This window comes from Rhizobium sp. 21-4511-3d (assembly GCF_053522545.1).
The window spans coordinates 162,119-185,614 of sequence record NZ_JBNWCF010000003.1; the positions used below are offsets into that span (position 1 = coordinate 162,119).

General features: G+C 61.5%; 22 protein-coding genes. 15 read left to right on the forward strand and 7 right to left on the reverse strand.

All coding sequences use genetic code 11. From position 1 onward, the window contains the following. The first annotated feature begins 68 nt into the window (after window positions 1-68). The 7 genes from ACQZ5H_RS09165 to repC all read left to right on the forward strand — a co-directional run bounded on the left by ACQZ5H_RS09165 (window position 69) and on the right by repC (window position 7,814). Window positions 69-848 (forward strand): transporter substrate-binding domain-containing protein, encoded by a 780-nt coding sequence (locus tag ACQZ5H_RS09165; RefSeq protein ID WP_112714739.1) that lies wholly within the window; start codon window positions 69-71, stop codon window positions 846-848. A 47-nt stretch (window positions 849-895) separates the two neighbouring features. Further along, on the forward strand, window positions 896-2,266 hold the full coding sequence (locus ACQZ5H_RS09170; protein ID WP_449097430.1) for a M20/M25/M40 family metallo-hydrolase: 1,371 nt from the start codon (window positions 896-898) through the stop codon (window positions 2,264-2,266). Then, a complete protein-coding gene (locus ACQZ5H_RS09175) occupies window positions 2,259-2,930 on the forward strand; it encodes an ABC transporter permease (RefSeq protein WP_199625672.1) in 672 nt (223 codons plus the stop codon). Before ACQZ5H_RS09170 ends, ACQZ5H_RS09175 begins: the two co-directional genes overlap by 8 nt. Window positions 2,931-2,933: 3 nt before the next feature. Then, window positions 2,934-3,617, forward strand: coding sequence for an ABC transporter permease (locus tag ACQZ5H_RS09180; protein WP_449097431.1), 684 nt, complete (start codon window positions 2,934-2,936; stop codon window positions 3,615-3,617). Window positions 3,618-4,066: 449 nt separating this feature from the next. Further along, complete coding sequence (repA, locus tag ACQZ5H_RS09185; RefSeq protein ID WP_112714731.1) at window positions 4,067-5,281, forward strand: plasmid partitioning protein RepA; 1,215 nt, start codon at window positions 4,067-4,069, stop codon at window positions 5,279-5,281. Window positions 5,282-5,332: 51 nt separating this feature from the next. After that, window positions 5,333-6,376 carry a plasmid partitioning protein RepB gene (gene repB, locus ACQZ5H_RS09190; protein ID WP_449097432.1) on the forward strand — a complete coding sequence of 348 codons (1,044 nt, stop codon included), beginning with the start codon at window positions 5,333-5,335 and terminating at the stop codon, window positions 6,374-6,376. Between the two features lie 151 nt (window positions 6,377-6,527). Continuing rightward, window positions 6,528-7,814: a plasmid replication protein RepC gene (gene repC / locus ACQZ5H_RS09195; protein WP_449097433.1), complete on the forward strand. Its 1,287-nt coding sequence runs from the start codon at window positions 6,528-6,530 to the stop codon at window positions 7,812-7,814. A 124-nt stretch (window positions 7,815-7,938) separates the two neighbouring features. Here the strand turns inward: repC and ACQZ5H_RS09200 are convergent, their stop codons facing one another. From ACQZ5H_RS09200 to ACQZ5H_RS09225, 6 genes are all read right to left on the reverse strand, one after another. Next, window positions 7,939-9,141, reverse strand: coding sequence for an MFS transporter (locus ACQZ5H_RS09200; RefSeq protein WP_449097434.1), 1,203 nt, complete (start codon window positions 9,139-9,141; stop codon window positions 7,939-7,941). Between the two features lie 81 nt (window positions 9,142-9,222). Next, window positions 9,223-10,659, reverse strand: coding sequence for a M81 family metallopeptidase (locus tag ACQZ5H_RS09205; RefSeq protein WP_449097435.1), 1,437 nt, complete (start codon window positions 10,657-10,659; stop codon window positions 9,223-9,225). Window positions 10,660-10,669: 10 nt separating this feature from the next. Beyond that, a complete protein-coding gene (locus tag ACQZ5H_RS09210; RefSeq protein WP_449097436.1) occupies window positions 10,670-12,589 on the reverse strand; it encodes a beta-N-acetylhexosaminidase in 1,920 nt (639 codons plus the stop codon). A 31-nt stretch (window positions 12,590-12,620) separates the two neighbouring features. Then, window positions 12,621-13,397 (reverse strand): SDR family oxidoreductase, encoded by a 777-nt coding sequence (locus ACQZ5H_RS09215; RefSeq protein WP_449097437.1) that lies wholly within the window; start codon window positions 13,395-13,397, stop codon window positions 12,621-12,623. A 20-nt stretch (window positions 13,398-13,417) separates the two neighbouring features. Then, window positions 13,418-14,284, reverse strand: coding sequence for a MurR/RpiR family transcriptional regulator (locus ACQZ5H_RS09220; protein ID WP_449097438.1), 867 nt, complete (start codon window positions 14,282-14,284; stop codon window positions 13,418-13,420). A gap of 25 nt (window positions 14,285-14,309) precedes the next feature. Beyond that, a complete protein-coding gene (locus tag ACQZ5H_RS09225; protein ID WP_130280459.1) occupies window positions 14,310-14,696 on the reverse strand; it encodes a RidA family protein in 387 nt (128 codons plus the stop codon). A gap of 111 nt (window positions 14,697-14,807) precedes the next feature. On the opposite strand from ACQZ5H_RS09225, the gene ACQZ5H_RS09230 reads away from it, so the two are divergent. From ACQZ5H_RS09230 to ACQZ5H_RS09265, 8 genes are all read left to right on the forward strand, one after another. Continuing rightward, the gene (locus ACQZ5H_RS09230; protein ID WP_449097439.1) at window positions 14,808-15,293 is read left to right on the forward strand and encodes a hypothetical protein; all 486 of its coding nucleotides are present in this window, start codon (window positions 14,808-14,810) and stop codon (window positions 15,291-15,293) included. Window positions 15,294-15,323: 30 nt separating this feature from the next. After that, window positions 15,324-16,799 (forward strand): M81 family metallopeptidase, encoded by a 1,476-nt coding sequence (locus ACQZ5H_RS09235; RefSeq protein WP_449097440.1) that lies wholly within the window; start codon window positions 15,324-15,326, stop codon window positions 16,797-16,799. Between the two features lies 1 nt (window position 16,800). Beyond that, on the forward strand, window positions 16,801-17,901 hold the full coding sequence (locus ACQZ5H_RS09240; protein WP_449097441.1) for a D-TA family PLP-dependent enzyme: 1,101 nt from the start codon (window positions 16,801-16,803) through the stop codon (window positions 17,899-17,901). A gap of 72 nt (window positions 17,902-17,973) precedes the next feature. Next, window positions 17,974-18,186, forward strand: coding sequence for a hypothetical protein (locus ACQZ5H_RS09245; protein ID WP_112714709.1), 213 nt, complete (start codon window positions 17,974-17,976; stop codon window positions 18,184-18,186). A 100-nt stretch (window positions 18,187-18,286) separates the two neighbouring features. Next, on the forward strand, window positions 18,287-19,246 hold the full coding sequence (locus tag ACQZ5H_RS09250; protein WP_449097442.1) for an AraC family transcriptional regulator: 960 nt from the start codon (window positions 18,287-18,289) through the stop codon (window positions 19,244-19,246). 155 nt (window positions 19,247-19,401) lie between these two features. Then, window positions 19,402-20,709, forward strand: a complete 1,308-nt coding sequence (locus tag ACQZ5H_RS09255; RefSeq protein ID WP_449097655.1) for an extracellular solute-binding protein — start codon at window positions 19,402-19,404, stop codon at window positions 20,707-20,709. Between the two features lie 18 nt (window positions 20,710-20,727). Beyond that, complete coding sequence (locus tag ACQZ5H_RS09260; RefSeq protein WP_199625658.1) at window positions 20,728-21,774, forward strand: NAD(P)-dependent alcohol dehydrogenase; 1,047 nt, start codon at window positions 20,728-20,730, stop codon at window positions 21,772-21,774. Continuing rightward, window positions 21,774-22,868, forward strand: a complete 1,095-nt coding sequence (locus tag ACQZ5H_RS09265) for an ABC transporter ATP-binding protein (protein ID WP_449097443.1) — start codon at window positions 21,774-21,776, stop codon at window positions 22,866-22,868. Before ACQZ5H_RS09260 ends, ACQZ5H_RS09265 begins: the two co-directional genes overlap by 1 nt. 48 nt (window positions 22,869-22,916) lie before the next feature. Here the strand turns inward: ACQZ5H_RS09265 and ACQZ5H_RS09270 are convergent, their stop codons facing one another. Beyond that, window positions 22,917-23,234 (reverse strand): hypothetical protein, encoded by a 318-nt coding sequence (locus tag ACQZ5H_RS09270; RefSeq protein WP_449097444.1) that lies wholly within the window; start codon window positions 23,232-23,234, stop codon window positions 22,917-22,919. Between the last annotated feature and the right edge of the window lie 262 nt (window positions 23,235-23,496).

The window sequence follows — 23,496 nt, forward strand, 5'->3', positions numbered from 1 at the left end:
TCCCAAGAATTCCTGCCGCCCGTCCCGGGCGGCGGATTGAGTCCGTTTCCAAACAAAAGGGGAATTTCATGAAACGACTTTTGACCGTACTCGCTCTCTCGATGCTCGCCGGCGCCGCCTCGGCCGACGAACTGCGGATCGGCACCAGCGCCGACTACCCGCCGTGGGAATCCGTCGATGCCGGCGGCAACATCATCGGCTTCGACAAGGATGTCGGCGACGAGATCTGCAAGCGCATCGCGGCAACCTGCAACTGGCAGAACCAGGCCTATGACGGCCTGCTGCCGGGGCTGCAGGTCGGCAAGTTCGACCTCGTCATCTCCGGCGTTTCGATCAATGACGAGCGCTCGCAGAAGGTTGACTTCTCGGTTGCCTATGCCGATGCGCCGAACGCCATCGTCACCGCTCCGGGCAGCGATGCCGCTTCTGCCAAGTCCGCTGCCGATCTCGCCAAGGCGCTCGGCAAGGCCGCGATCGGCGTACAGTCCGGCTCGACCCACGAGCAGGTCATCCGCGCGCACTTCCCGGATGCCGACGTGCGCGTCTACGACCGTCCCGACCAGATCGCCGACGACCTCGTTGCCGGCCGCATCGACGCCGGCCTGATGGAACGCTCCGCCTGGGAGCCGCTCATCAAGGACCGCGGCGCCGACAAGCTCGCCTATGCCGGCCCGCTGCTGACCAGCGCCGACTTCCCGGAATTCGGCAAGGGCCAGGGCGTTGCCATGGGCAAGGGCAAGACCGAGCTGAAGACCAAGGTCGATGGCGCTGTCGATGCGATGCTGAAGGACGGCACGGTCAAGACCATCGCCGAAAAGTGGTTCGGCTACGACATCTCCAAGAAGTGATGGCAGGCGGGAGGCGGTGTTCCCGCCTCCCGTTTTCAGGAGACACTATGCGCATTCCCGCCGACATTCTTGCCGCCGCCGTCAAAGACCTGTCCGATCTCGTCGCGATCCCGTCCGTCAGCGCCCATGGCGAAGGCATGGAAGCCTGCGCCGACAGCATCGAACGGCTGCTGGCCGAAGCGGGTTTTGCCACCGAACAACATTCCGGCGATGTCGGCCCCTTCGTGGTCGGCGAAACCGGCGACGGCCCCTTCACGCTGGTGATCTACAATCACTATGACGTGCAGCCGGAAGATCCGGTCGATCTCTGGACCGCGCCGCCCTTCACGCTCTCCGAACGCGACGGCCGCCTCTATGGCCGCGGTTCGGCAGACGACAAGGGCGAATTCGTCAGCCGCCTCGCCGGCTGGCGCGAATTCCGTAGGACCCATCCCGGCCCCCTGCCTTTCAAGCTGATCTGGATCGCCGAGGGCGAAGAGGAGATCGGCAGCCCGTCGCTCAACCGCTTCCTCGACAAGCGCTTCCCCGACACCAAGGCCGATCTCTGCTGGTGGGAATATGGCGAGGTCGACAAATCCGGCCGCCCGATCATCCTGATGGGCTTCAAGGGCATCCTCGCCGTCGAGCTCGAATGCCGCACGGCCCGCGCCGATCTTCATTCCAGCCTCGGCGCTATCTTTGACAACCCGCTCTGGCGTCTGGCCACGGCAATCTCGTCGCTGCGCGATGCCTCCGGGCGTATCCTGATCGATGGCTTCTACGACAGCGTCATCGCGCCCGATCCGCGCAGCCGCGAGCTTGCGGCAAAGCCCCCCTTCCCGCTCGAAAGCCTGCAGGAGGAGACCGGCGGACGCCGGCTGCTCGAAGGCGTCGATGCCGCGACCTTCTATGAACATCTGAATTTCGAGCCCTGCCTCAACGTCAACGGCTTCCACGGCGGCTATGATGGCGAAGGCGCCAAGACCGTGCTGCCCTGCACCGGCATGGCGAAACTCGACTTCCGCCTGGCGCCCGGCCAGAACCCGGTGGAGATCGCCGAGCTGCTGCGCCGCCATCTCGACGCCCGGGGATTTGACGATATCGCGCTGAAGGTTCTCGATGCCGAAGTGCTGGGGGTCAGAAGTGATCCGTCGCATGCGGCTGTCGATCTCGGCGCCGAGCTGCTGGGGAAATGGTTCGGCCGCCCGGCGATCATCCAGCCAAGTTCGGCCGCATCCGGCCTTGCCCATCCCTTCATCCACAAATTCGGCGCCACACTCTTCGGCGCCGGTCTGACGCATCATGGCGCCATGCTGCATTCGCCCGACGAAAACATCCTCGTCTCGCATTTCGAAAACATGATCGGCTTCTCTGCGGAATTCTTTGCCGCACTCGCCGGCCGCTTCGGATCGGCGCCGGAGGCAGAACCGCATGTTTGAGGCGCTCTACCAATATCAGGGACAACTGCTGCAGGGGCTGACGACGACGCTGATCGTCGCCTTCGGCAGCTTCGTCGTCGGTTTCGTCATCGCTGCCGTGCTGGCGCCCGCTGCCGTCTATGGCAATTCCCTGACCCGGCGGATCATCATGGGCTATGTCGGACTGATCCGTGGCCTCCCGGAACTGCTGGTTATCTTCCTGATCTTCTACGGCGGCACCGTGCTGCTGACGAAGCTTGCCGGCCGCTATGTCGAGGTCGACGCGCTGACCGCCGGCATCGCCTCGCTCTCGGTCGTCTCCGCCGCCTATCTCACCGAGATCCTGCGCGGTGCGCTTCTCAGCGTCGCGCAGGGACAGTGGGAGGCGGCGCTCTCGCTCGGCTTCCGCCGCCCACGCGCCTTTCTGCTTGTCGTCCTGCCGCAGATGATGGTGAAGGCGTTGCCCGGGCTCACCAACCAGTGGCTGGTCATCCTCAAGGAAAGCGCCCTCGTTTCGGTAATCGGCCTCGAGGAGCTGATGCGCAAATCGGTGGTGGCAGCAGGAGCGACCCACCAGCCGCTCGCCTTCTATCTCGCAGCCGCCGGCTTCTACGTCATCGTGACCGGCATCTCGACCTTGCTGCTCAAGGCCTACGAGACGCGGCTGACGCCGCATATGAGGTAAGCCATGCTGTCCTTCGATCTCTTCCTGCCCGCCTTCATGGCCGTCAAGAACGGCATCCTTCTGACGATCCTGATCACCATCGCGAGCTTCGCGCTCGGCCAGCTGCTCGCCCTGCCGATCGCGCTGGCGCTGACCTCGGACCGGAAGGCGATCCGCGCGCCGCTCTCGACCTATACGTTCCTGGTGCGCGGCAGCCCGCTACTTGTCCAGCTCTTCATCATCTATTACGGCCTCGGGCAAATCGATGCCGTGCGCCACAGCATCTTCTGGCCGCTGCTGCGCAATCCCGTCTATTGCGCCATCCTGGCGATCGGCCTGAACTCGGCCGCCTACGCCGGCGAGTTGATTGCCGGCGCGATCCGCCAGCTACCGGCGGGCCAATGGGAAGCGGGCAAGGCGCTCGGCCTCCATCACCGGATACTGCTGATCAAGGTGATCCTGCCGCAGGCCTACCGCGCCATCCTTCCTGCACTCGGCAACGAACTCATCCTGGTGATGAAAGGATCGACGCTCGCCAGCGCCGTCACCGTCATGGAAATGACCGGCGCCGCCCGCGTCTTCGTCGCCAAGACCTACGCCCCCTTCGAAACCTTCCTGATCGCCGGCACCTGCTACCTGCTGATGGGCGCCGTCTTCGGTCGCATCTTCCGGGCGATCGAGGCGAAGGTTGCGATTCCGGGAAGGTGAGCTGCATTCTTGTGCCACGGCTTTGTGCGCGGCGCGCGGCCGATCGTGTTCGAACGGAACCCGCGGCCTCGCAAAGCTGTGGCTGGCGGGTGTTTCGCATTGCTCAAACAGCACAAATCCGGTGTAGAATGAGGCATCAGCTGGCGGATGTGATTCGATTCGCAGCTTTCGGGACCCAAAACGGCCAGATGCTAATGCGCTGATATGGTTAATCTTCATTCTCCAACGGAAATGAAGACCCACATTTCTTCCGCTGCCCATACTGCCTCTGGATTCACCACTGAATCGCTGCCGATTCTTAGCCGACGACGATTTTCACGGTGAAAAAGGCCTCGAAGAAAGCGGGTTAAGCCCCTGTTAACCCTAATTGCCTTGCAAGAAAATGAGAATCGGAGCTAAATGCGCTTTCAAAGCCCGTAAGGCGTTTAAATCGCATTTTCGAGATTTCCATGAATATGGCAACGACAATTGATAAGGCAATTTCTGACGTCGATCAGCTGATCATCGCTCAGGCTCAGGAACTGTCAGACAAGCTGAAGCAGCATCGTCTGGAAATGTTCCCGCCGCGAGCCATGAAGGATCTGCGCGAGTTTCAGCTCGCCGAAGCCGCGCGCTTTCTGGGCGTCACCAGCGGCTATTTGAGAAATCTGTCGCTGGAGGGCAAAGGCCCCCTCCCCCAGGTCACGTCATCGGGCCGCCGTTCCTATACGGCCGAGCAGATGGACGAAATGCGCCAGTTCCTGGATCAGAACGCCCGCGGCGGCACGCGCTACGTGCCGCACCGCAAGGGCAGCGAGCATCTGCAGGTCGTGGCCGTCGTCAACTTCAAGGGCGGCAGCGGCAAGACCACCAGTGCCGCGCATCTGGCGCAGCATCTGGCGCTCACCGGCCACCGCGTGCTCGCCGTCGATCTCGACCCGCAGGCTTCGCTTTCGGCGATCCACGGCTTCCAGCCGGAGTTCGACGTCAACGAGAACGAGACGCTCTATGCGGCGATCCGTTATGACGACGAGCGGCGGCCGCTGAAGGAAATCATCCGCAAAACCAATTTTCCGAACCTTGATCTGGTGCCCGGCAATCTCGAGCTCATGGAATTCGAGCATGATACGCCGCGCGTTCTAGCGCAGGGCAAGACCAGCGATTACGGCCGCATCTTCTTTGCCCGTCTCGACGAGGCGCTGTCCTCCGTTGCCGATGACTATGATGTCGTGGTTATCGACTGCCCGCCGCAGCTTGGCTTCCTGACGATGAGCGCCATCTGCGGCGCGACCGCGGTTCTCATCACGGTTCACCCGCAGATGCTCGACGTCATGTCGATGTGCCAGTTCCTGCAGATGCTCGGCGAAGTGCTGAACACGCTGAAGGGCGCCGGCGGCAACATGAACCTCGACTGGCTTCGCTATCTCGTGACCCGCTACGATCCGCAGGACGGGCCGCAGACACAGATGGTCGCCTTCATGCGCTCGATGTTCCGCAACCACGTTCTCACCAATCCGATGCTGCGCAGCGTGGCAATCTCGGATGCGGCGATGACCAACCAGACGCTTTACGAAGTCGAGCGCAGCGCCTTTACCCGCGCCACCTATGACCGCGCGATGGAGGCCATGGACGCCGTCAATGGCGAGATTGCCGATCTGATCCACAAAGCCTGGGGTCGCAAATGACCCGGGCGCAATTGACCACAGCAGACAGATCGATGGGCCGGAGGGAGATAAATGGCACGTAAGAACATCCTCTCGGGCCTGATGGACGATTCCAAGAAGTTTACCGCCGTAAACAACGAGCCTGACTCGGCTGCCGAGAAGCAGATCACCTTCAAGGGTATTGGCGCGCTCGGCGCGGTGACGCGCAGCATCGATGCGCTCGCTGCCCGGGCCGATGCCGCACGCGATATCGAAGAAAAGCTGGCGCATGGCGAAACGGTAATCGATCTCGACACGGCGTTGATCGAGGATTCCTTCGTCGCCGACCGCCTGGTGCAGACCGACGAGCAGTTCCAGGAGCTTCTGGAAGCGATCCGTACGCGTGGGCAGGACTCCCCTATTCTCGTGCGTCCGCATCCGCAGAAGGACGGCAAGTATCAGATCGCCTTCGGCCATCGCCGCGCCCGCGTTGCGAAAGAGCTCGGCCGACCGGTTCGCGCCGTCGTCAAGAAGCTCGACGATCGCGATCACGTCATCGCCCAGGGCCAGGAAAACTCCGCCCGCGCCGATCTCTCCTTCATCGAACGCACGATGTTTGCCGACAAGCTCGACAAGCTCGGTTTCGACCGCGAGACCATCATGTCGGCGCTCAGCGCTGACAAGACGACGATTTCGAAGATGCTGTCGGTCACCCGCCGTATTCCCGTCGATGTGCTCTCAGGCATCGGTGCGGCTCGTGCGATTGGCCGTGACCGCTGGCATGAGCTCTCGGTCAAGTTCGAGGAAGAGAATGCGCCGGAGCGCGCCAAGCTCTTTGTCGAGACCGATGATTTCATCGCTGCGGAACCCGACATCCGCTTCGATCTGCTTGCCGGCTTCCTCAGCCGCAAGCCGTCTTCGACTGCCGTAACGCATGCTGAACCCGCTGCCGTAACGCAGTGGCAGCGCCGCGACGGCTCGGTCAAGGCGAAGATCAAGAATGACGGGAAGCAATTCACGATCGCGCTGAAGGCAGCCAGGGCATCGGCCTTCGGCGCCTATATCGCAGACAATCTGGATCGTCTCTTCGAGGCGTTCGAGAAGGATCAATTGTCAGGAAAGAACGGAGATCAATAGCAAAAGAAAAGGCCCCCAAAACGTTGCCGTAGTGGAAGCCCTCTCTGATCTAGACACCCAGAGAATCACATTTCCACTCCCCATAGTCAAGAGTCTTCGGCACCTATTTTTGGTGAAGCCATATCTTTTGCCTTGAAGAAGGCGAAGAAAAATGGACAGCGGACGTGTGACGACGCCTTTCGGGCGGCGGCCGATGACGCTTGGCTTGCTCGCAAGTCAGATCAAGGCACAAAAGATCGAGGAAAGCCCCTCGGTCGACAAATGGAAAATCTATCGCGCCCTTTGCCAGGCCAAACCTCTGCTCGATATCTCGGACAGAGCGCTTGCTGTGCTGAATGCGCTTTTATCTTTTTATCCCCACAACGAGCTCTGCAGCGAGCGCAATCTCGTTGTCTTTCCCTCCAATACGCAACTGTCGATCCGCTGCCATGGTATGGCCGAACCGACCGTTCGCCGTCATATGGCCGCACTGGTCTCTGCCGGTCTCGTCATCCGCAAGGATAGTCCGAACGGCAAGCGCTATGCCCGCAAGACCCGGCAGGGCGATATCAGCGAGGCCTACGGATTTTCGCTGGCGCCGTTGCTTGCGCGTGCTGCCGAGATCGAGCGTCTGGCGGAAAAGGTCGCTGCCGAGCGTTTGCATGTGCAGCTGATCAAGGAGCGGCTGACCTTGTGCCGCCGGGATATTTCCAAGCTGATTAGCGCTGCGATCACCGAAGAAGCCGGAGGCGATTGGTGGCGCGTCCAGGAAGCTTTTCACCTGATCCTGAACAAGCTTCCGCGCGTTGCTCCGGCGCATCTGATCGCCTCGGTTCTGGCGGAACTCGAAGATCTCCGGACCGAAATCCTCAAGCGACTGGAAATACAGATTAAAACGGAAAATTCGAGCGCCAATGACTCCCAAAATGAGCGGCACATACAGATAACAGAATCCGAATCTTATCTTGATTCTGAAGCGCGGCCGGAAAGCCCAGAGATTGAGTTTACCACCGTAAACTCCGTCAACCACGCTGACACCATGCATGCCGAAGATGACGCTACCGTTACAGCAGATAATGTTATCCCCAGCTCTGTGTCTCTCAGTACCATCATCGATTATTGCCCCGACATCGCCCTCTACGGACCGAATGCGAGAGTGCGGAATTGGCAGGATCTCATTCAGGCCACCACGCTCGTCAGCACCATGTTGCAGATCGGACCATCCGCCTATCGGCAAGCATCAGCGGCAATGGGACCGCAAAATGCCGCTGCCGTCGTTGCCTGCATTCTCCAGAAAGGCGAGAGCGTGACGTCACCCGGCGGATATCTGCGTTCTCTGGCACGGCTTGCGGAGCAGGGACGGTTCAATGCGTGGCCAATGCTGGCGGCTCTGAGGCGAAACTCGGTTTCCGGTGAAAGGGGCGCGCAAACACCACCGTATGCACCTCCGCCGAACTGAGGGAAAGAAAACTACCTTTCAGTTCCGTTACGAAAAGAAAATCGAATAGAAACAATTGCATTTCGTTCGGCTGAAAACGCAACCAGAGTGCTCAAAACCAAAGAAGTCCAATGAATTCAGGCTTCTAGAGGCTGCGTCTGTTTCCATCGAGATAGAGCAGCCAGCCGGTGCCGATCAGGCCGGACAAGGCGCCGACCAGCGCGGTGCCGGAATAGGTGGTCACGGCGGTGCCGGCAGCGAAGAGCAGGGCGCTCAAACCGGCGCTGAGGAAGATGTTGACCGAGATCAGTGCGCTGCCGAGGCCGGGGCGTTCGGCGATCAGGTCCTGGAGATAGGTGATCGGAATGCTGATCAGGGCTGCGGCGCCGATGCCGCTGATGAGGGTGAGGGCGTAGACATGCCACGGTTCGTAGGCAGCGGCGAGAAGCAACAGGTAGACGGCGTAGATGACGGCGCCGGCCGCCAGTGCCTTGAGCTGGCTGATGACCCGCAGCATGCGCGACCAGACGATGATGAAGACGACTTCGAGAAAGGCGACGATGCCGACGAGAATACCGACATCGGCAACCGTCCCATGCGCGGCACCGGTCACCACCAGCGGCAGGATGGCGCCGTTGACATGAAGCGTGCTGCTGATCAACGCAATGGCGACGACGCGTCCAAAGATCTTCGGCGAGATCACCTGGCCCAGGGCTGCGAGATAGGAGAGGTGATGGGTGGCAGCGCGATCGGTTCCACTTTGCCGCGGCAGGAAGAGGCCGATCAGCCCGAGACAGACCAGACAGGAAATGCAGGCAAAGAGATAGGCGGGCAGCATGGTCGGCGAACCGGAGAGCAGGATGCCGGTCAATCCGGGAACCAGCACCCAGGAGAGCGAGATCATCGCGCGGACACCGGAATTGACGGTCGCGACTTCGCTACGCTCCATCTTTCCCGTCGCGGCACGAACATTGGCGAAGAGCAGCGAGTTCAGAGAGCCATAAACGGGAAGCAACAGCAGGGCGCTGAGAACGAAGATCTCCTGCGTCGGAAAGACGAAGATCGCGCCGTAACCGATAATGCCGAAGACCGCCGCAACCAGCATCATCGTTCGGTATTCGCCGAGCCGGTCCGCCAGATTGCCGAGCAGGATGCTGACGATGACGTTCACCGTGGCTGCGGCAAAGATCAGCGCCGAGTAGAGCGCGTTCGACAGGCCGAGCTCACGGATGCCGACGACGGACTGGTAGGGCGAGGTCGTGGCTCCGGCAAAGCCGAAGGTGAAGATGGCAATCATGCTCACCCGGATGGCCGGGTTGCGGAAGACGTCGGGGATCAGGCGTTTCATTGTCGTCGTTCGAGGCTAGAGGCACGCCGAGGCGGACGGGGAGGGAGATCCCATCCGCATTCGGATCGCGGCAGATCGGTTTCAGTCGCGCCAGCGGGAGGAAAGGCGCGCCTGCGGCGTGTAGCTGAAATTCTTGTCGAAGGGAAAGGCTGGACGGCTGCGCCGCAGACTTACCAGATTTTCGATGTCCTGGCCGACCACACCCTCGGTCAGGGCCATCAGGTTCGGGTTGGCGATCGGCGCCAGTTCCGGGGAGAGATACCCGGATTTGACGACGAGCAATCGCACCGCTTTCGGATCAAGGCCAAGCTGGGTGAAATCGGCGATGTTGTGATAGGGGCGGCGGCGCGCCGCGAGCACGACGGTTACACCACCGGTTCTGACCACGGCTTCACGCTCGGCAGCGGAGCCGGGATCGTGGAGCGTCACGACTTCGGCGTCGAAGCGGACCGGAGCACTCGACGGATCGAGATTGCCGCCGACGGAAAGCGATATTTGCGCGCCCTTGCCCGCCGCAAAGCAGGCCTCGACAGCCGGGCGATCGGTAATGCCGGCAAAGAGGGCATCGTCGAAGCCGCGAGCGAGGACGGCGCTCAGCACATCGGCGCGATCGCCAACGCCGCCGCCGGTCGGGTTATCGGCGGAATCGGCGAGAATGACGGGCGCTGTCGCGGATTTTCCGGCAATATCGAGCATCTCGTCCAGTGGACCGGTCACCGGACCGAAGCGGAAATCGGACCGCGCGTCCCAATAGGATTGGGCAATGCGGTTTACTGCAGTCAACACCGCGTCCTTGTCGGTGCCGGTCGCAACGGCACAAGCCGTCGCCCGAGGCTCGTCGGCCCAGACATAGCCGATCATCAGATTGGCATCGAGAATGCCGTCTTGCGCATCGTAATCCGAAAGCTTGGCGTAGAGGCTCCTTGCCGGTTCGTCCTCGGTCGAAGTCCGCTCGCCCGGCCAGAGAACCGGCACCGGCGCCCAGGCGACGCCCGGCCGCTTTCCGGTCCTGAGCGCTTCCAGAAGCATCGACCAGGCGCGGACCATCGTCTCGCGCACATCGATATGCGGGGCCGTGCGATAGGCGGCGAAGATATCGAGCTGGTCGATGATGCGCTGGCTGACATTGCCGTGCAGGTCATAACTCGCCGCGACAATGCAGGCGTCGCCGACAATATCGCGCGCCGCCGAGATCCAGTCGCCCTCTGCATCGTCCATGCCTTCGACATTCACGGCACCATGCATGGCAAGATAGAGCCCGTCGAGCGGCAGCGCCGCCTTCAGCCGTTCGATAAACTCGGCCTTGAAGCTTTCATAGGCGACGCGCGAGACGGGGCCGCCGGGGACGGCGCGGGCGTGAAGCAGCGGCGAAAGGTCGGCGCCGCTGCCATCGAGAAAATCGAACTGCGGTGCGCGGAGAAGTTCCTCCCCGCGCAACACCTTGAAATCCTCGACCGACATCAGCACCGGCGAATAGGTGCTGCATTCGGTATGGAGCCCGCCGATCGCGATCCGCATCGCTTCCTCCTCAGAGTTTCGGGCTGAGCGGAACGATGGCCGCGAAGCGATCCCAATCCTTCAAGGCCTTCGGCGTCCAGGCCGCTTCGGCAATCGCCGGCAGGCGCGGGAAGACGAGGCGGTTGAAATAGCCGCGCGACAGGAAGTGTTCGGACCAGATGCAGGCCTGAACGCCCTTCAGCTTGTGCTGCAATTCCTCGGGGAATTCGCCGGCCGCTTCATAGGCATAGGTATGAGCCGGAGGCACGGTGCCGGCCCAGCTTGCGCCCGGTTCCTGGAAGGCCGTTGCCTGCACCATGTCGAGATAATAGGCCTGGCCCGGCGTCATCACCACATCGTAGCCTTCCTTGGCGAGCTCGATGCCGACCTGCGGATTTTCCCAGGCCATCAGCAGCGTGTCCTCGGAAGCGACGCCGCCGCCATGAGACACTTCGTTCCAGCCGGAGAGCTTGCGGCCGCGCGCCGTCAGCATCGCCTTCACCTTCTTGAGGAAATAGGACTGCAGGCCGAAGGTACCGTTGGTGATGCCTTCCTCTTCCATCAGCTTCTTGGCCATCGGCGAGGCGAGCCACGAGCCGTTCGCCACTTCGTCGCCGCCGATATGGATGTAGGCGGAGGGGAAGAGCTCGACCATCTCGTCGAACACCTTTTCGAGGAATTCGTAGGTGAGCGCGACGGCGGGGTTCAGCGCGTTGTTCGGATAGCCCTGGACCGAGTGGTAGCTGTCAGGCGCTTCCTGGCCATCGGTCAGATCGGGCAGGGCGATCAGCGTCGCGGCATTGTGGCCGGGAATATCGATCTCGGGAACGACCTCAACATTGAGAGCGCCGGCGTGGGCAACGATGTCACGGATATCGTCCTGCGAATAGAAGCCGCCAACCGGTTCTGCGCCGTTGCCGAGCTGCGGCAGCAGCGGCTCGTCGGGACCGCGCAGGACGCCCGTCGTCGTCAGTTGCGGATAGGCCTTGATCTCCAGGCGCCAGGCCTCGTCGTCGGTCAGGTGCCAATGGAAGATGTTGAGCTTGAACCAGGCGAGGATATCGATCAGCCGCTTGACGTCGGCCACCGGATAGAACTGGCGGGAAACGTCGAGATGGCAACCGCGCCAGCCATAGCGCGGCTTGTCGGAGATCGTGCCCGAGATCGGGAAGCGGAACTTGCCCTTGGTGACGCGGGCACCGTTCAAAAGCTGGGCAAGCGTCGTCAGGCCGTATTGGCGCCCGGCCGCACCCGAATAGGCGAGCGTTACGCGATCGGCTGCGAAAGTCAGCTTGTAGGCTTCGGCATCGAGCGCCGCATCCGCACTGAAGACAAGCACCCGGCCCTGTGGCGAAGGCACGAGATTGAAGACGGAATGATCGCTTTCGAAAAGGCGGCGCGTCAGCGAGATGACGGTCGAGATCGCTGAGAGCTCCTCGCTCGAGGCGCCCTGCGGATAGAGCACGACCGGGAAATCATCGCCGGGCTTGGCATCGATTTCGGCCGGCCAGGGCTGCAGCGCGAAAGGCAGGTCAAGGCGTCCTTCGGGCAGCAGAACCGGCGGCGGCTCGCTGGCCGCGCCTTCGAGCAGTAGATCGGAAACGGCGACCGGCACATGCTTGCCGGAGGACAGCGTCAGATAGGCGGACTTGGCGCCATCGGTGCAATGCTGCGCCTTGCGATGGAGGCCGGCGACCGTGAAGGTCCAGCTCTCGCCGGGCGCGACGCTCAGGCCGGCCGGCGGGCCGAATTCGTGGAAATTGGCATTGCGGCGCAGGAAGGTAGCATTGCCGCAGGCGGCAGCATCGATGACGCGGGTCAGCGAGGTATAGACGAGCTTGAAACCGGAAAGCGCCTCATCGGACAGGTTGAAAAGCGTGAAGGTAAACTCGCCGTTCGGCCCGCCATTGGGGTTCCAGCTGTTCTCAAGGCGGTAGTAAACCGGTTTCATATCTCGTTCCTCTCATTTTCTCTTATGTTTTTCAGTAGTGCTCGGACTGGGAGAAGGTGCGGGCAAGCTCCGCTTGGCCAGCCGTCAGGCCGCAATCGACCGGCAGGCAGACGCCGGTAATGGCAGCCGCCATCGGCCCGGCCAGGAAACTCACGGCATTCGCGACATCCTTCGGGTCGACGACGCGCTGCAGCGGATACCAGCGGCGGGCATCCTCGAAGACGTTGGGATTGGCCGCGGCCCGGACTTCCCAGGCCTGCGTCTTTACGGTCCCGGGAGCAACGGCATTCGAGCGGATACCGAACTTGCCGTATTCCACGGCGACCAGCCGTGTGAAATGCAGGAGCCCAGCCTTGGCGGCGCTATAAGCGGGATGGCCGAAGACATTCATGCCGTTGACGGAGGCGATATTGACGACCGAGCCCTTCGAGGCCTTCAGCTGGTCCTCGACGGCGCGGAAGGTCAGGAATGCGGCTTCGAGATTGAGCGCGTTGTCGGCGCGCCAGATCTCGGGCGTCGTGTCATGCAGGCTGACGGCGCGCGCCGCACCCGCATTGTTGACGAGGGTGCGCAGGCTGCCGGTTCCGGCGGCGCGCTCGGCAAGAGCCGCAACGCTTGCCTCGTTTGTCACGTCGCATTGAACGGCAGTGAAGCGGCCGGCATCGCCCAGCTTTCCGGCGGTCGCGGCGGCAGCCTCGGCATCGATATCGGCAAGCAGAATGACGTCATGATCGTCGGCAAGCCGTGCGGCGATCGCCGCGCCGATATCGCCTGCTGCTCCCGTCACGATCGCCACCGATTGAGTCATTGCCGCTTCCCTCTTGTTTGTCAGTCTCCGAGCAGCTGCTTGTCGTCGCTGCCGTCACGGTGGGTGACCAGCTGCTGCTTGATGCGTCTCAGCGTCGTCGTCGCCTTCGGTTGTATGGCGTAGGCAACGAGGCTCGCCAGAATGTCGACCGTCGCGATATAGGCGATGCGCGTCGAGGTCGGACGGTAGATATTGGTGCCCTCGGGCAGGTCGATCGGCACGACGACCTCGGCCGCCTTGGCGACCGAACTGCCGGTCTGCGTCAGCGCGATGGTCTTCACCTTCGCCTCACGCGCCAGTGCAAAAGCACGCACCAGCTCGGCATTGCGGCCGGAGAAGGAGGAGCCGATGATAACGTCGCCGGATTTCGCTGCGGCGGCCATCATGAGCTGCATGCTGTGATCGGAACTGGCGGTGATGCGCAGGCCGAGGCGGAAGAGGCGGTTCTGCAGCTCGTCGGCGATCATCGAGGAGTTGCCGCCGGAGCCGAAGGCGTAGATCATCTCGGCCTTGGAGATCAGCCCGACGGCCGCCTCGATCGCGGCGAGATCCAGCGAGCGGTGCAGCAGGAAGAGGGCGTTCTGCGCCTTGGTGATGATGTCCTGGGCGACATCGGCCGGATCGCCGCTCTTCGATTCCGGCTTCAGGTATCGCACGCCGATATGGGCGGTGCGGGCAAGCTGAACCTTGAAATCGGAAAAGCTCTCGCAGCCGAGCCGGCGGCAGAAGCGTGTCACCGTCGGCGGCGAAACCTGCGCCCGCTCGGCAAGCTCGATGATCGAGGCATTCACCGCGAATTCGAAATCGTTGACGATGATTTCGGCGATGCGGCTCTCGGAGGCTGAGAGCCGGCTCTTGTCTTCCTGCAATGTAGAAAAGATATCCAAGCCGGTCCCCCCGTAATCGCCGCCGTCAGTCTTTCTTCTTATAGGCGACGCAGTCGATCTCGACCTTGCAATCGACCATCATGGACGATTGGACGCAGGCGCGCGCCGGCGGGTGCTCGCCGAAATATTCCTGGTAGATCTTGTTGAAGGTCCAGAAGTCGCGGGGATCGTCGAGCCAGACGCCGACGCGCACGATATCCTCGACGCCGTATCCGGCTTCATGAAGGATGGCGATCAGATTGGCGATCGTCTTGTGCGTCTGCGGGATGATATTGCCTTCGATGATCTCGCCGTTTTCCATGGCGACCTGGCCGGAAACATAGAGCCAGCCATCGGCTTCCACGGCGCGCGCGAAAGGCAGCGGCTTGCCACCGGCGCCGGTTTGAACAGTGCCATATCGCTTGATGGACATACGCGGATCCCTGCAAATTATTTTCTTGATAAGTTGACAAGTGACCATAGAAAGCGGAATTTGACCAGCGAAAAACGCCATTTATGAAAACTATTTAAATCGGGGGCGAACATGCGTGATCCTTTCAAGAATCCTTTCCCCGCCTCCGATGCCGCCAGGCATACCATTTGGGAGATGCTGGTGACGCGCGATATCGATGCGTTTCTGGCCGCCGACTGGTCCGCCGTCGAGCATGATTTCGTCGAGGAAGGCTTCATCGGCATCGATGGCCGCAAGGAAGTCAGCCCCGACAAATGGAGTCTCGCCTTCCCGACGCTGAAAGCCTATCGCGACGAGTGGCTGAAGCAGGCCAAGGACTTCGCGACGCAGAGCTTTGCCGAGGATACCCGCACGGCGATCTTCACCACCACGACCCTCGAAGATATCGAGATCGAAGGCGAGATGGCGCTTGTCCGCAAGAAGTTCGACGGGGGCCTGACGAAGAGCGACGGCAGCCGCGACATCATGCAGTGGCAGACGCTTTATTATTGCAGGCTCCACGAAGGACGATGGAAGATCTGCGGATTCACCGGCTACCTGCCGAACCCGATGGGTTGACGCGGAACCGACAAAATAAGGCCAACTCACTTGCGCATTTTCACGGCAGCACTGGCGACCGAGACCAATACCTTTTCCCCGATCTGTGTGGATCGCCGTGCCTTCGAGGCGTCCCTCTATGCGCCGCCTGGCCAGCATCCGGAAACGCCGACGCTCTGCACTGCGCCGATCACCGTCGGCCGCCGCGTCACTGCCGGAAAGGGCTGGGAGCTGATCGAGGGCACGGCCACCTGGGCGGACCCCGCCGGCCTCGTCAATCGCAACACCTATGAAGAGCTGCGCGACGAAATCCTCGACCAGCTGAAAGCGGCGATGCCTGTCGATGCTATCGTCATGGGTCTGCACGGCGCCATGGTCGCTGCCGGATATGAAGATACCGAAGGCGATCTCCTGAGCCGCATGCGCGACATGGTCGGACCCGACGTGCTGATCTGCGCCGAACTCGATCCGCACAGCCATCTGACGAAGAAGCGCATCGAAGCGCTGAACTTTGCCGTCTATTTCAAGGAGTTCCCGCATACCGATTTCGTCGATCGCGCCGAGGACCTGTGGCGGATCGCCGTCGATGCGCTCGAGGGCCGGGCAAAGCCTGTGAATTCGGTGTTCGATTGCCGGATGATCGACGTTTTCCCAACCTCGCGCGACCCGATGCGCTCGTTCGTCGACAAGATCATGCGCATCGAGAAGGAAGACCCGGACGTCTTGTCGATCTCGGTCGTTCACGGCTTCATGGTCGGCGACGTGCCGGAGATGGGCACCAAGCTGCTGGTCGTCACCGACAACAAGCCGGAAAAGGGTGCGGCGCTGGCGCGCGAACTCGGCATGGAGCTGTTTTCCAAGCGTGGCACGTTCATGGTGCCACAGATCGACGAGAAGGAAGCGGTGTCGCGGGCGATCGCCGCCAAGGCCTGGCCGGTGGTCATCGCCGATGTCTGGGACAATCCGGGCGGCGGCACGGCGGGCGATGCGACGGTCATCCTCGAGGAATTGCTGGCCCGCGGTGTGACGAGCGCTGCGATCGGCACGATCTGGGATCCGATTGCCGTCCAGATTTGCTTTGCGGCGGGCGAGGGCGCTGAAATCCCGCTCCGCTTCGGCGCCAAATCCGCGCCCGGCACCGGCAATCCCGTCGATGGCATGGTGAAGGTCGTCAAGCTGGTGAAGGATGCCGAAATGCAGTTCGGGGAGAGCCTGGCGCCCTTCGGCGATGCCGCGCATATCGTGCTCGACGGTATCGACATCATTCTCAACTCGACGCGCGCGCAAAGCTTCGATCCGAGCCTGTTTTCGGTGATGGGCATCGATCCGGCCAAACAGAAGATCCTGGTCATCAAGTCGACCAACCACTTCTTCGCCTCCTTCTCGAAGATTGCCGCCGAGATCCTTTACTGCTCGGCGGGAACGCCCTATCCCAATAACCCGGCGACGACGCCTTACCGCCGGGCGCCGAAGAACATCTGGCCGATCGTGGCCGATCCTCATGGAAGCGAACGCGGAGCCGCCTGAGATGCATGACAACCAGTTTGCCGTCGTCGCCAAGGCTGGTGACAGGATCGCGGATCTCTCGACCCCCCGCCCCGTTATCGACGAAGACAAGCTGGCCGCCAATATTCACCGGGTTCAGTCCTATATGGACGAGCACGGCCTGAATTTTCGCCCGCATATCAAGACGCACAAGATCCCGGCGCTCGCCGTTGCCCAGGTGGCGGCCGGCGCCAAGGGCATCAATTGCCAGAAGGTCACCGAGGCCGAGGTCTTCGCTGCCGCCGGCTTCGAAGACATCCTGATCACCTTCAATATTCTCGGTCCGCAGAAGCTAGACCGGCTCGGCGCCCTGAACGACCGTATCTCCGCTCTCAAGGTGGTGGCCGACAGCGACGTGACGGTCGATGGCCTCTCGGCGCATTTCTCCGGCCGCAAGCCGCTGACCGTGCTCGTCGAGTGTGATACCGGCGGCGCGCGCTGCGGCGTCCAGACGCCGGAACAGGCGGCCTCGCTTGCCAAGCGCATCGCCGCTGCCGACGGCCTGACCTTCGGCGGCATTCTCACCTACCCGAAGCCGCAGGCGGCCGATGCCGTGGAAGCCTTCATCCAGGCGACGCTGCAGCAGCTGGAAGCCGAAGGCATCGCCTGCCCGATCGTCAGCAACGGCGGCACGCCGAGCCTTTTCGACGCCCATCTCGTCAAGTCGGCCACCGAACACCGGGCCGGGACCTATATCTACAACGACCGACAGATGATCCGCATGGGCCACTGCACGGAGGACGACTGCGCCATGTATATCGTCGCGACCGTCGTCTCCCGGCCGAACGGCGACCGCGCCGTCATCGATGCCGGTTCGAAGGCGCTGACCTCGGATCTGCAGGGCTTCAGCGATTTCGGCCTCGTCGTCGGCTATCCCGAGGCGAAGATCGCCAGCCTCTCCGAAGAGCATGGCGTGATCGACCTTTCGGCCTGCACCGGACCGCGTCCGCAGATCGGCGAGAAGATCTTCATCATCCCCAACCACACCTGCGTCGTCTCGAACCTCTTCGACACGATGGTGTTTCACCGCAACGGCGTCGTCACCCGCGTCGAGGAAGTCGCGGCCCGCGGTCTCGTCTGGTAGGCGACCTGCCATTCGCGCTTGCGCCCGCGGCCACATCCGCTAGATGGAGGCCAACGAGCGAAGGAGAGCGGCGTGGAAGAACAGATCCAGATCGGAAATCGCGGTGATTTCGGCCAGTGGGCGATCGAAGTCGCCAAGCTGATCGTCAGCGAACAGGGCTTCGAGCTTGCCAGGTCGGCGCGCGACGGTGACGAGAACGATGTTCGCGCTGCGGGTGCCGCGCTTGGGCAGGCGATCACCAACGCATTGATGGAAGTCTATGACGGCCTGACCGAAGGCGAGTAATGCGCGGCCTAGGCCCAGGGTTCGTCTCACTTGAGATGCATCTCGACAGCAGAGAAAAACAGCTTAATTCTGTGCCGCGTGATGTTCGCGAGGAAGGGCGATGCTGAAACACAGGTCCACGGCTGCGAAACGGGCTTTGGGCGCGAAATCCGCGTCATTGTCCGGCAATCCGCCGACCTATGAGCACATCGTCACCAATGCCAATGAGACATTTCTCTGGCGGGTGGACGATTATCCTTGGGAGCGTAACGTCTGGAACTATCACCCCGAGATCGAAATCCATCTTCTGCGAAATTCCAGCGGGATGGCTTTCGTGGGCGATCATATCGGTGAGTTCCATTCCGGTTACCTGACCGTCGTCGGCCCGAACCTGCCGCACGACTGGGTCACGGCAACGGAGCCTGGCGAGATCATAAAGGGGCGGGATGTCGTCATCCAGTTTGACCCCGACCGCGTGCGAGGCATCTCGGCAGCCTCTCCGGAGTTTGGACAGCTCGACGAGTTCTTTCGCAGGTCCGAGCGCGGACTTGTCTATGTCGGAGCGACGAGGGCAAAAGCCGCTGAAATGATCGAGCAGATGGGCGATCTGACAGGGTTTTCGCGATTGTCTCTCTTTGTCCAGCTCCTCGATCTGCTTGCTTCATCCAGCGAGTACGAGCTTCTCTCGTCACCGGAATTCGCTCCGAAGCTCGAAACGGAGTCACTGGACGCGCTTCAGAAGTCGCTGATCTACATCTTTCAGAATCTCGCCACGGATATCCATATGGCGGAGGTCGCCGAGCTTGCCGGCATGAGCGAGAGCGCCTTCTCGCGTTTCTTCAAGAAAAACACGGGCAATACCTTCACCGACCATGTCAACAAGCTGCGCATCTGGCAGGCCTGCAAGCTGTTGTCCGATACGGATATGCCGATCACCGATATCTGTTTCGAGGTTGGATATCTGAACATCTCCAATTTCAATCGGACGTTTCTGCGCCACCACAAGGTCACTCCGTCGGCATATCGCCGGCTGACGACCCAGCGGCGGCCTGTGCGACCCGCAGACCAAACGGCCGCATAACGCATTAAAGTATAGATTTGTCGCATGGTGCGCGCTAGTTCGCCGCAAGAGACTTCGTACTATGACTACAGCGATCGACATCGCTGGGAGGCGCAGACGGGATCGGGAAATCCATAGTCTGCTCGGTAGTTTTGGGAGATTCACACATGAAACCGATGAAGACGCTCGTTTCGAGCATTGCTATCGCATGCGCATTTTTCGGCGCTGCAACATCCTTCGCAGCCGCAGCAGAGTGCTCCGGCACTATCCGCGTGCTCGCTCAGCCCCGCGATGGATTGACCCTTCTTGAGAAGTACAAGGACGAGTTCACGAAGCTCAGCGGAGGCGCTGACTTCCAGATCGACTACCTGAACGAGAACGACCGCCGCGCCAAGACCAAGGCCGACGCCTCGACGATCGGGAAGTACAACGTGTATTATATTGACGAAGCCAACGTCGCGCTGTTTGCGTCGTCCGGCTGGGTCGCGCCTCTGCTCGACTATTACCCCAAAGACTATGACTACGCCGACTTCGATCCGGGCCGCCAGAAGGTTGCGACTTTCGACGGCAAGGTATGGTTCGCGCCGCTGACCGGTGGCGGCGACTTGATGGTCTATCGCAAGGACCTGCTTGAAGCCGCCGGTATCCAGCCGCCCAAGACACTCGACGAATATGTTGCCGCGGTCGAAAAGCTCAATCAACCCGACAAGGGCATCTATGGCACGGCGCTTCGCGGTCAGCGCGGTTCGGGCGCGAACGTCTGGCGTTGGATGCCGTTCTTCAAGGGCTTCGGCGGCAACTGGTTCGATGGCAAGACGCCGGCATTCGACAGCGATGCGGCAGTGAAGGCGACGGAAACCTATCTCAAGCTCTTCAAATATTCGGCTCCGGGCAGCCAGACCGGCGGTTGGGACGAAGCCGTCGGGGCCTTTACCTCGGGCCAGGTGGCGATGCTGATCGAATCCACGCCGCTCGTCGGCATGGCGCTCGACAAGAAGTCGTCGCAGGTCGCCGACAAGATCGGTTACCTGCCGCCTCCGACGCCGCTGACTGGTGGTGGCTATGGCCACGGTCTGGCAATCGGCACCAAGGCGAACAAGGATGACGCGGCCAAGCAGTGCGCCGGCCTGTTCATCGGCTGGGCGACGTCGAAGGAGAATGAGCAGCGTCGCCTTGCGGAAGGCCAGTTCAGCGAGCTGAACCGCACGAGCGTGATGACCAGCCCGAAGTTTGCCGAGATGCTGATCGGAGCGGTGGCCTTCAGTTTCGTTCTTGTCTGGAACGAATTCCTGATCGCGCTGATGCTGACCACTTCCGACGCCAAGACGCTGCCGATCGTGGCCTCTGAACTCACCCAGCTCGGCCGGGACGTCCCTTGGGGCATCCTCAACGCGTCGGTCGTCCTGCTATCCATTCCCCCGCTGCTCTTCCTCGGAGTCCTGAGCGGGATGCTGAACAGCGCCTTCAAGCGCAAGTCGTCTTAGTCAAAAGGAATCTTGAAAATGGAAGCTCTCGTTCTGGAGCAAAAGGGCGTACTGGCGTTGAGGGATATCGATCTCCCGCTGGCCGTCGGACCTGACGACGTGAAGATCAAGATCAACACGGTCGGCGTTTGCGGAAGCGACGTCCACTATTACACCCACGGTGCCATCGGCCCGTTTGTCCTCAGGGAACCGATGGTTCTCGGTCACGAGGCTGCCGGCACCGTTGTCGAAGTCGGATCGAACGTGAAGAGCCTTGCCGTCGGCGACCGGGTCTGCATGGAGCCCGGTATTCCGAACCTCTCGTCGCGCGCCTCGAAGCTCGGTATCTACAATGTCGACCCGAGCGTCCGCTTCTGGGCGACGCCACCCATTCACGGTGTTTTGACACCCTACACGGTGCATCCGGCCGCCTTCACCTACAAGCTCCCGGACAATGTTTCGTTCGCCGAAGGGGCGATGGTCGAGCCGTTTGCGATCGGCATGCAGGCGGCAGCCCGTGCCCGTATCGCGCCGGGCGACGTCGCCGCCGTGATCGGCTGTGGTCCGATCGGCATCATGGTGGCTCTCGCAGCGCTCGCCGGCGGATGCAGCCGGGTCTACATCTCGGACTTCAGCGCCGAGAAGCTTGAGATCGCCGGACGCTATCCCGGCATCATCCCCGTGAATATCGCCGAGCGGGCGCTCAAGGATGTCATCGCCTCCGAGACCGAAGCCTGGGGTGCTGACGTCGTGTTCGAGGCGAGCGGCAGCCCCAAGGCCTATCAAGGTCTCTTCGATCTCGTCCGCCCCGGCGGAACGCTGGTCATGGTCGGCCTGCCGGTCGAACCCGTTCAGTTCGACGTCTCCGGCGCGATCGCCAAGGAAGTGCGTATCGAAACCGTCTTCAGATATGCCAACATCTTCGATCGGGCGCTTCAGCTCATTGCTTCCGGAAAGGTCGATCTCAAGCCGCTGATCACCGAAACCTTCGATTTCCGCGAAAGCGTGAAGGCGTTCGAGCGGGCGGCCTCCGCCCGTCCGACTGATGTCAAGCTGCAGATCCTGATGGAAGCGGGAGGAAACTGATGTCCAATATCGCGTGCGCCAACGTAGACAAGAGCTACGGTTCCATCAACGTCATCAAGGACTTCAATCTCGATGTGGCTGACCGGGAGTTCATCGTTTTCCTCGGCCCGTCCGGCTGCGGAAAATCCACGCTCCTCAGAATGATCGCCGGGCTGGAAGAGATTTCCGGCGGCTCGGTCTCGATTGGCGGAACCGAGGTCAACGATCTTGAGCCGCGCGACCGCGGCGTAGCGATGGTTTTCCAGAATTACGCGCTTTATCCGCACATGACGATCTACGACAATATCGCTTTCGGCCTCAAGCGGATGAAAGTTCCCAAGAGCGAGATCGACCAGCGGATCAAGGCGGTCGCCGCCACACTTGGCCTCGAGCCGTATCTGACGCGCAAGCCGACCGAGCTTTCAGGCGGCCAGCAGCAGCGTGTCGCGATCGCGCGCGCGATGATCAAGACGCCGAAAGTGTTCCTGTTCGACGAGCCGCTTTCGAACCTCGACGCCAAGCTCCGTCATCACATGCGGGTCGAGATCGCGAGGCTTCACCGGAAGCTGCAGACCACGACGATCTACGTCACGCATGACCAGCTTGAAGCGATGACGCTTGCCGACCGCATCGTTCTGATGAAGGGCGGGGCGATCGAGCAGGTTGGAACGCCGGCCGAGATATACGAACGCCCGAGAACGCTGTTCGTGGCGGGCTTCATCGGCACGCCGAACATGAACCTGATCGATGTTTCGGTCGCAAGAGGCGAGCGCGGCTGGATCCTTCGCGCTGAAGGCTCGGACATCCATATCGTCGGCGACGCATTCTCGCTCACCGAAGGCCAGAAGGTGGTCCTCGGCATTCGGCCGCCCGACCTTGCCGCCGCGCGGCCCGGCGCTGCCAACACGCTTTCCGGCTTGGCCGACCTTATCGAGTTTCACGGCAACGATGCCCTGGTCACCTTCCAGGTCGCAGGAAAGGAAGTGGGCGCACTGGTAAAGGCCGCGTCCTGCCCCAAGTCGGGCGATCGAGTCTCGTTTGCGCTCGATGAGACGCGCATCCATCTGTTCGACGCCGGCACGGGGCTGACCCTGCGCCGGTCCGGTCTGAACTAGAATTGGCTTCGGTCCGTCGCCCTGCGCGGCGGACCGGGCGCTCGCAATTTACGCGGCGTGCAACTTGAAGACTTCAGCGGAGTGGGCCGGCACGAAATTCTGCTCGAAAGCCGTCTCGTCGTAGACAGAAAAAATGCCCCGATGATCGCGAACGACGAAATCGGCAAGCTGGGCTCTCAGAGCCGCCGGGCCATTGAACACCGTGACACCCGTCGCGGATATAACCATCCCGCCACGTTCGTAGCATTCGCGAACCCAACCCGGCGAAGTGTCCCAGCTTTCTCCCGATGCCGAAATGATCTCGCGAGCGCGGACAACTTCAACCCGGCTCGGTATTTTCAGATATTCGCGCATCGGCTCGAACATTGCCCCTTCGGGATGCAGCCGTTTCCTGCCGCATCTCCAATCGTCAGACTGCAGAATCGCTAGCGCTAGGCTAATGCCTCCTTTGTCCATGAACGGCAATCGAAACTTCGAATGTTCACAGGTTGGCTCGGTGATCGCGGTGAAAATGACACAAGTCACTTGGCTGGGTAACGCTGGCGCAATCGGTGCTCGGACAGCACGCCGAACGCTCAGCCGAAACTTGCGGATGGCATCCGCCCCTTCACCGATTGTAAAGCGATTC

Excerpts from the sequence above, each read along its gene's own strand:
- ACQZ5H_RS09230 (WP_449097439.1), top strand. The coding sequence starts at position 14,808 with ATGCGTGATCCTTTCAAGAATCCTTTCCCCGCCTCCGATGCCGCCAGG.
- ACQZ5H_RS09175 (WP_199625672.1), top strand. The coding sequence starts at position 2,259 with ATGTTTGAGGCGCTCTACCAATATCAGGGACAACTGCTGCAGGGGCTG.
- ACQZ5H_RS09205 (WP_449097435.1), bottom strand. The coding sequence starts at position 10,659 with ATGCGGATCGCGATCGGCGGGCTCCATACCGAATGCAGCACCTATTCG.
- repB (WP_449097432.1), top strand. The coding sequence starts at position 5,333 with ATGGCACGTAAGAACATCCTCTCGGGCCTGATGGACGATTCCAAGAAG.
- ACQZ5H_RS09215 (WP_449097437.1), bottom strand. The coding sequence starts at position 13,397 with ATGACTCAATCGGTGGCGATCGTGACGGGAGCAGCAGGCGATATCGGC.
- ACQZ5H_RS09260 (WP_199625658.1), top strand. The coding sequence starts at position 20,728 with ATGGAAGCTCTCGTTCTGGAGCAAAAGGGCGTACTGGCGTTGAGGGAT.
- ACQZ5H_RS09225 (WP_130280459.1), bottom strand. The coding sequence starts at position 14,696 with ATGTCCATCAAGCGATATGGCACTGTTCAAACCGGCGCCGGTGGCAAG.
- ACQZ5H_RS09240 (WP_449097441.1), top strand. The coding sequence starts at position 16,801 with ATGCATGACAACCAGTTTGCCGTCGTCGCCAAGGCTGGTGACAGGATC.
- ACQZ5H_RS09180 (WP_449097431.1), top strand. The coding sequence starts at position 2,934 with ATGCTGTCCTTCGATCTCTTCCTGCCCGCCTTCATGGCCGTCAAGAAC.
- repC (WP_449097433.1), top strand. The coding sequence starts at position 6,528 with ATGGACAGCGGACGTGTGACGACGCCTTTCGGGCGGCGGCCGATGACG.
- ACQZ5H_RS09170 (WP_449097430.1), top strand. The coding sequence starts at position 896 with ATGCGCATTCCCGCCGACATTCTTGCCGCCGCCGTCAAAGACCTGTCC.
- ACQZ5H_RS09200 (WP_449097434.1), bottom strand. The coding sequence starts at position 9,141 with ATGAAACGCCTGATCCCCGACGTCTTCCGCAACCCGGCCATCCGGGTG.
- ACQZ5H_RS09210 (WP_449097436.1), bottom strand. The coding sequence starts at position 12,589 with ATGAAACCGGTTTACTACCGCCTTGAGAACAGCTGGAACCCCAATGGC.
- ACQZ5H_RS09255 (WP_449097655.1), top strand. The coding sequence starts at position 19,402 with ATGAAGACGCTCGTTTCGAGCATTGCTATCGCATGCGCATTTTTCGGC.
- ACQZ5H_RS09270 (WP_449097444.1), bottom strand. The coding sequence starts at position 23,234 with ATGTTCGAGCCGATGCGCGAATATCTGAAAATACCGAGCCGGGTTGAA.
- ACQZ5H_RS09165 (WP_112714739.1), top strand. The coding sequence starts at position 69 with ATGAAACGACTTTTGACCGTACTCGCTCTCTCGATGCTCGCCGGCGCC.
- ACQZ5H_RS09250 (WP_449097442.1), top strand. The coding sequence starts at position 18,287 with ATGCTGAAACACAGGTCCACGGCTGCGAAACGGGCTTTGGGCGCGAAA.
- repA (WP_112714731.1), top strand. The coding sequence starts at position 4,067 with ATGAATATGGCAACGACAATTGATAAGGCAATTTCTGACGTCGATCAG.
- ACQZ5H_RS09265 (WP_449097443.1), top strand. The coding sequence starts at position 21,774 with ATGTCCAATATCGCGTGCGCCAACGTAGACAAGAGCTACGGTTCCATC.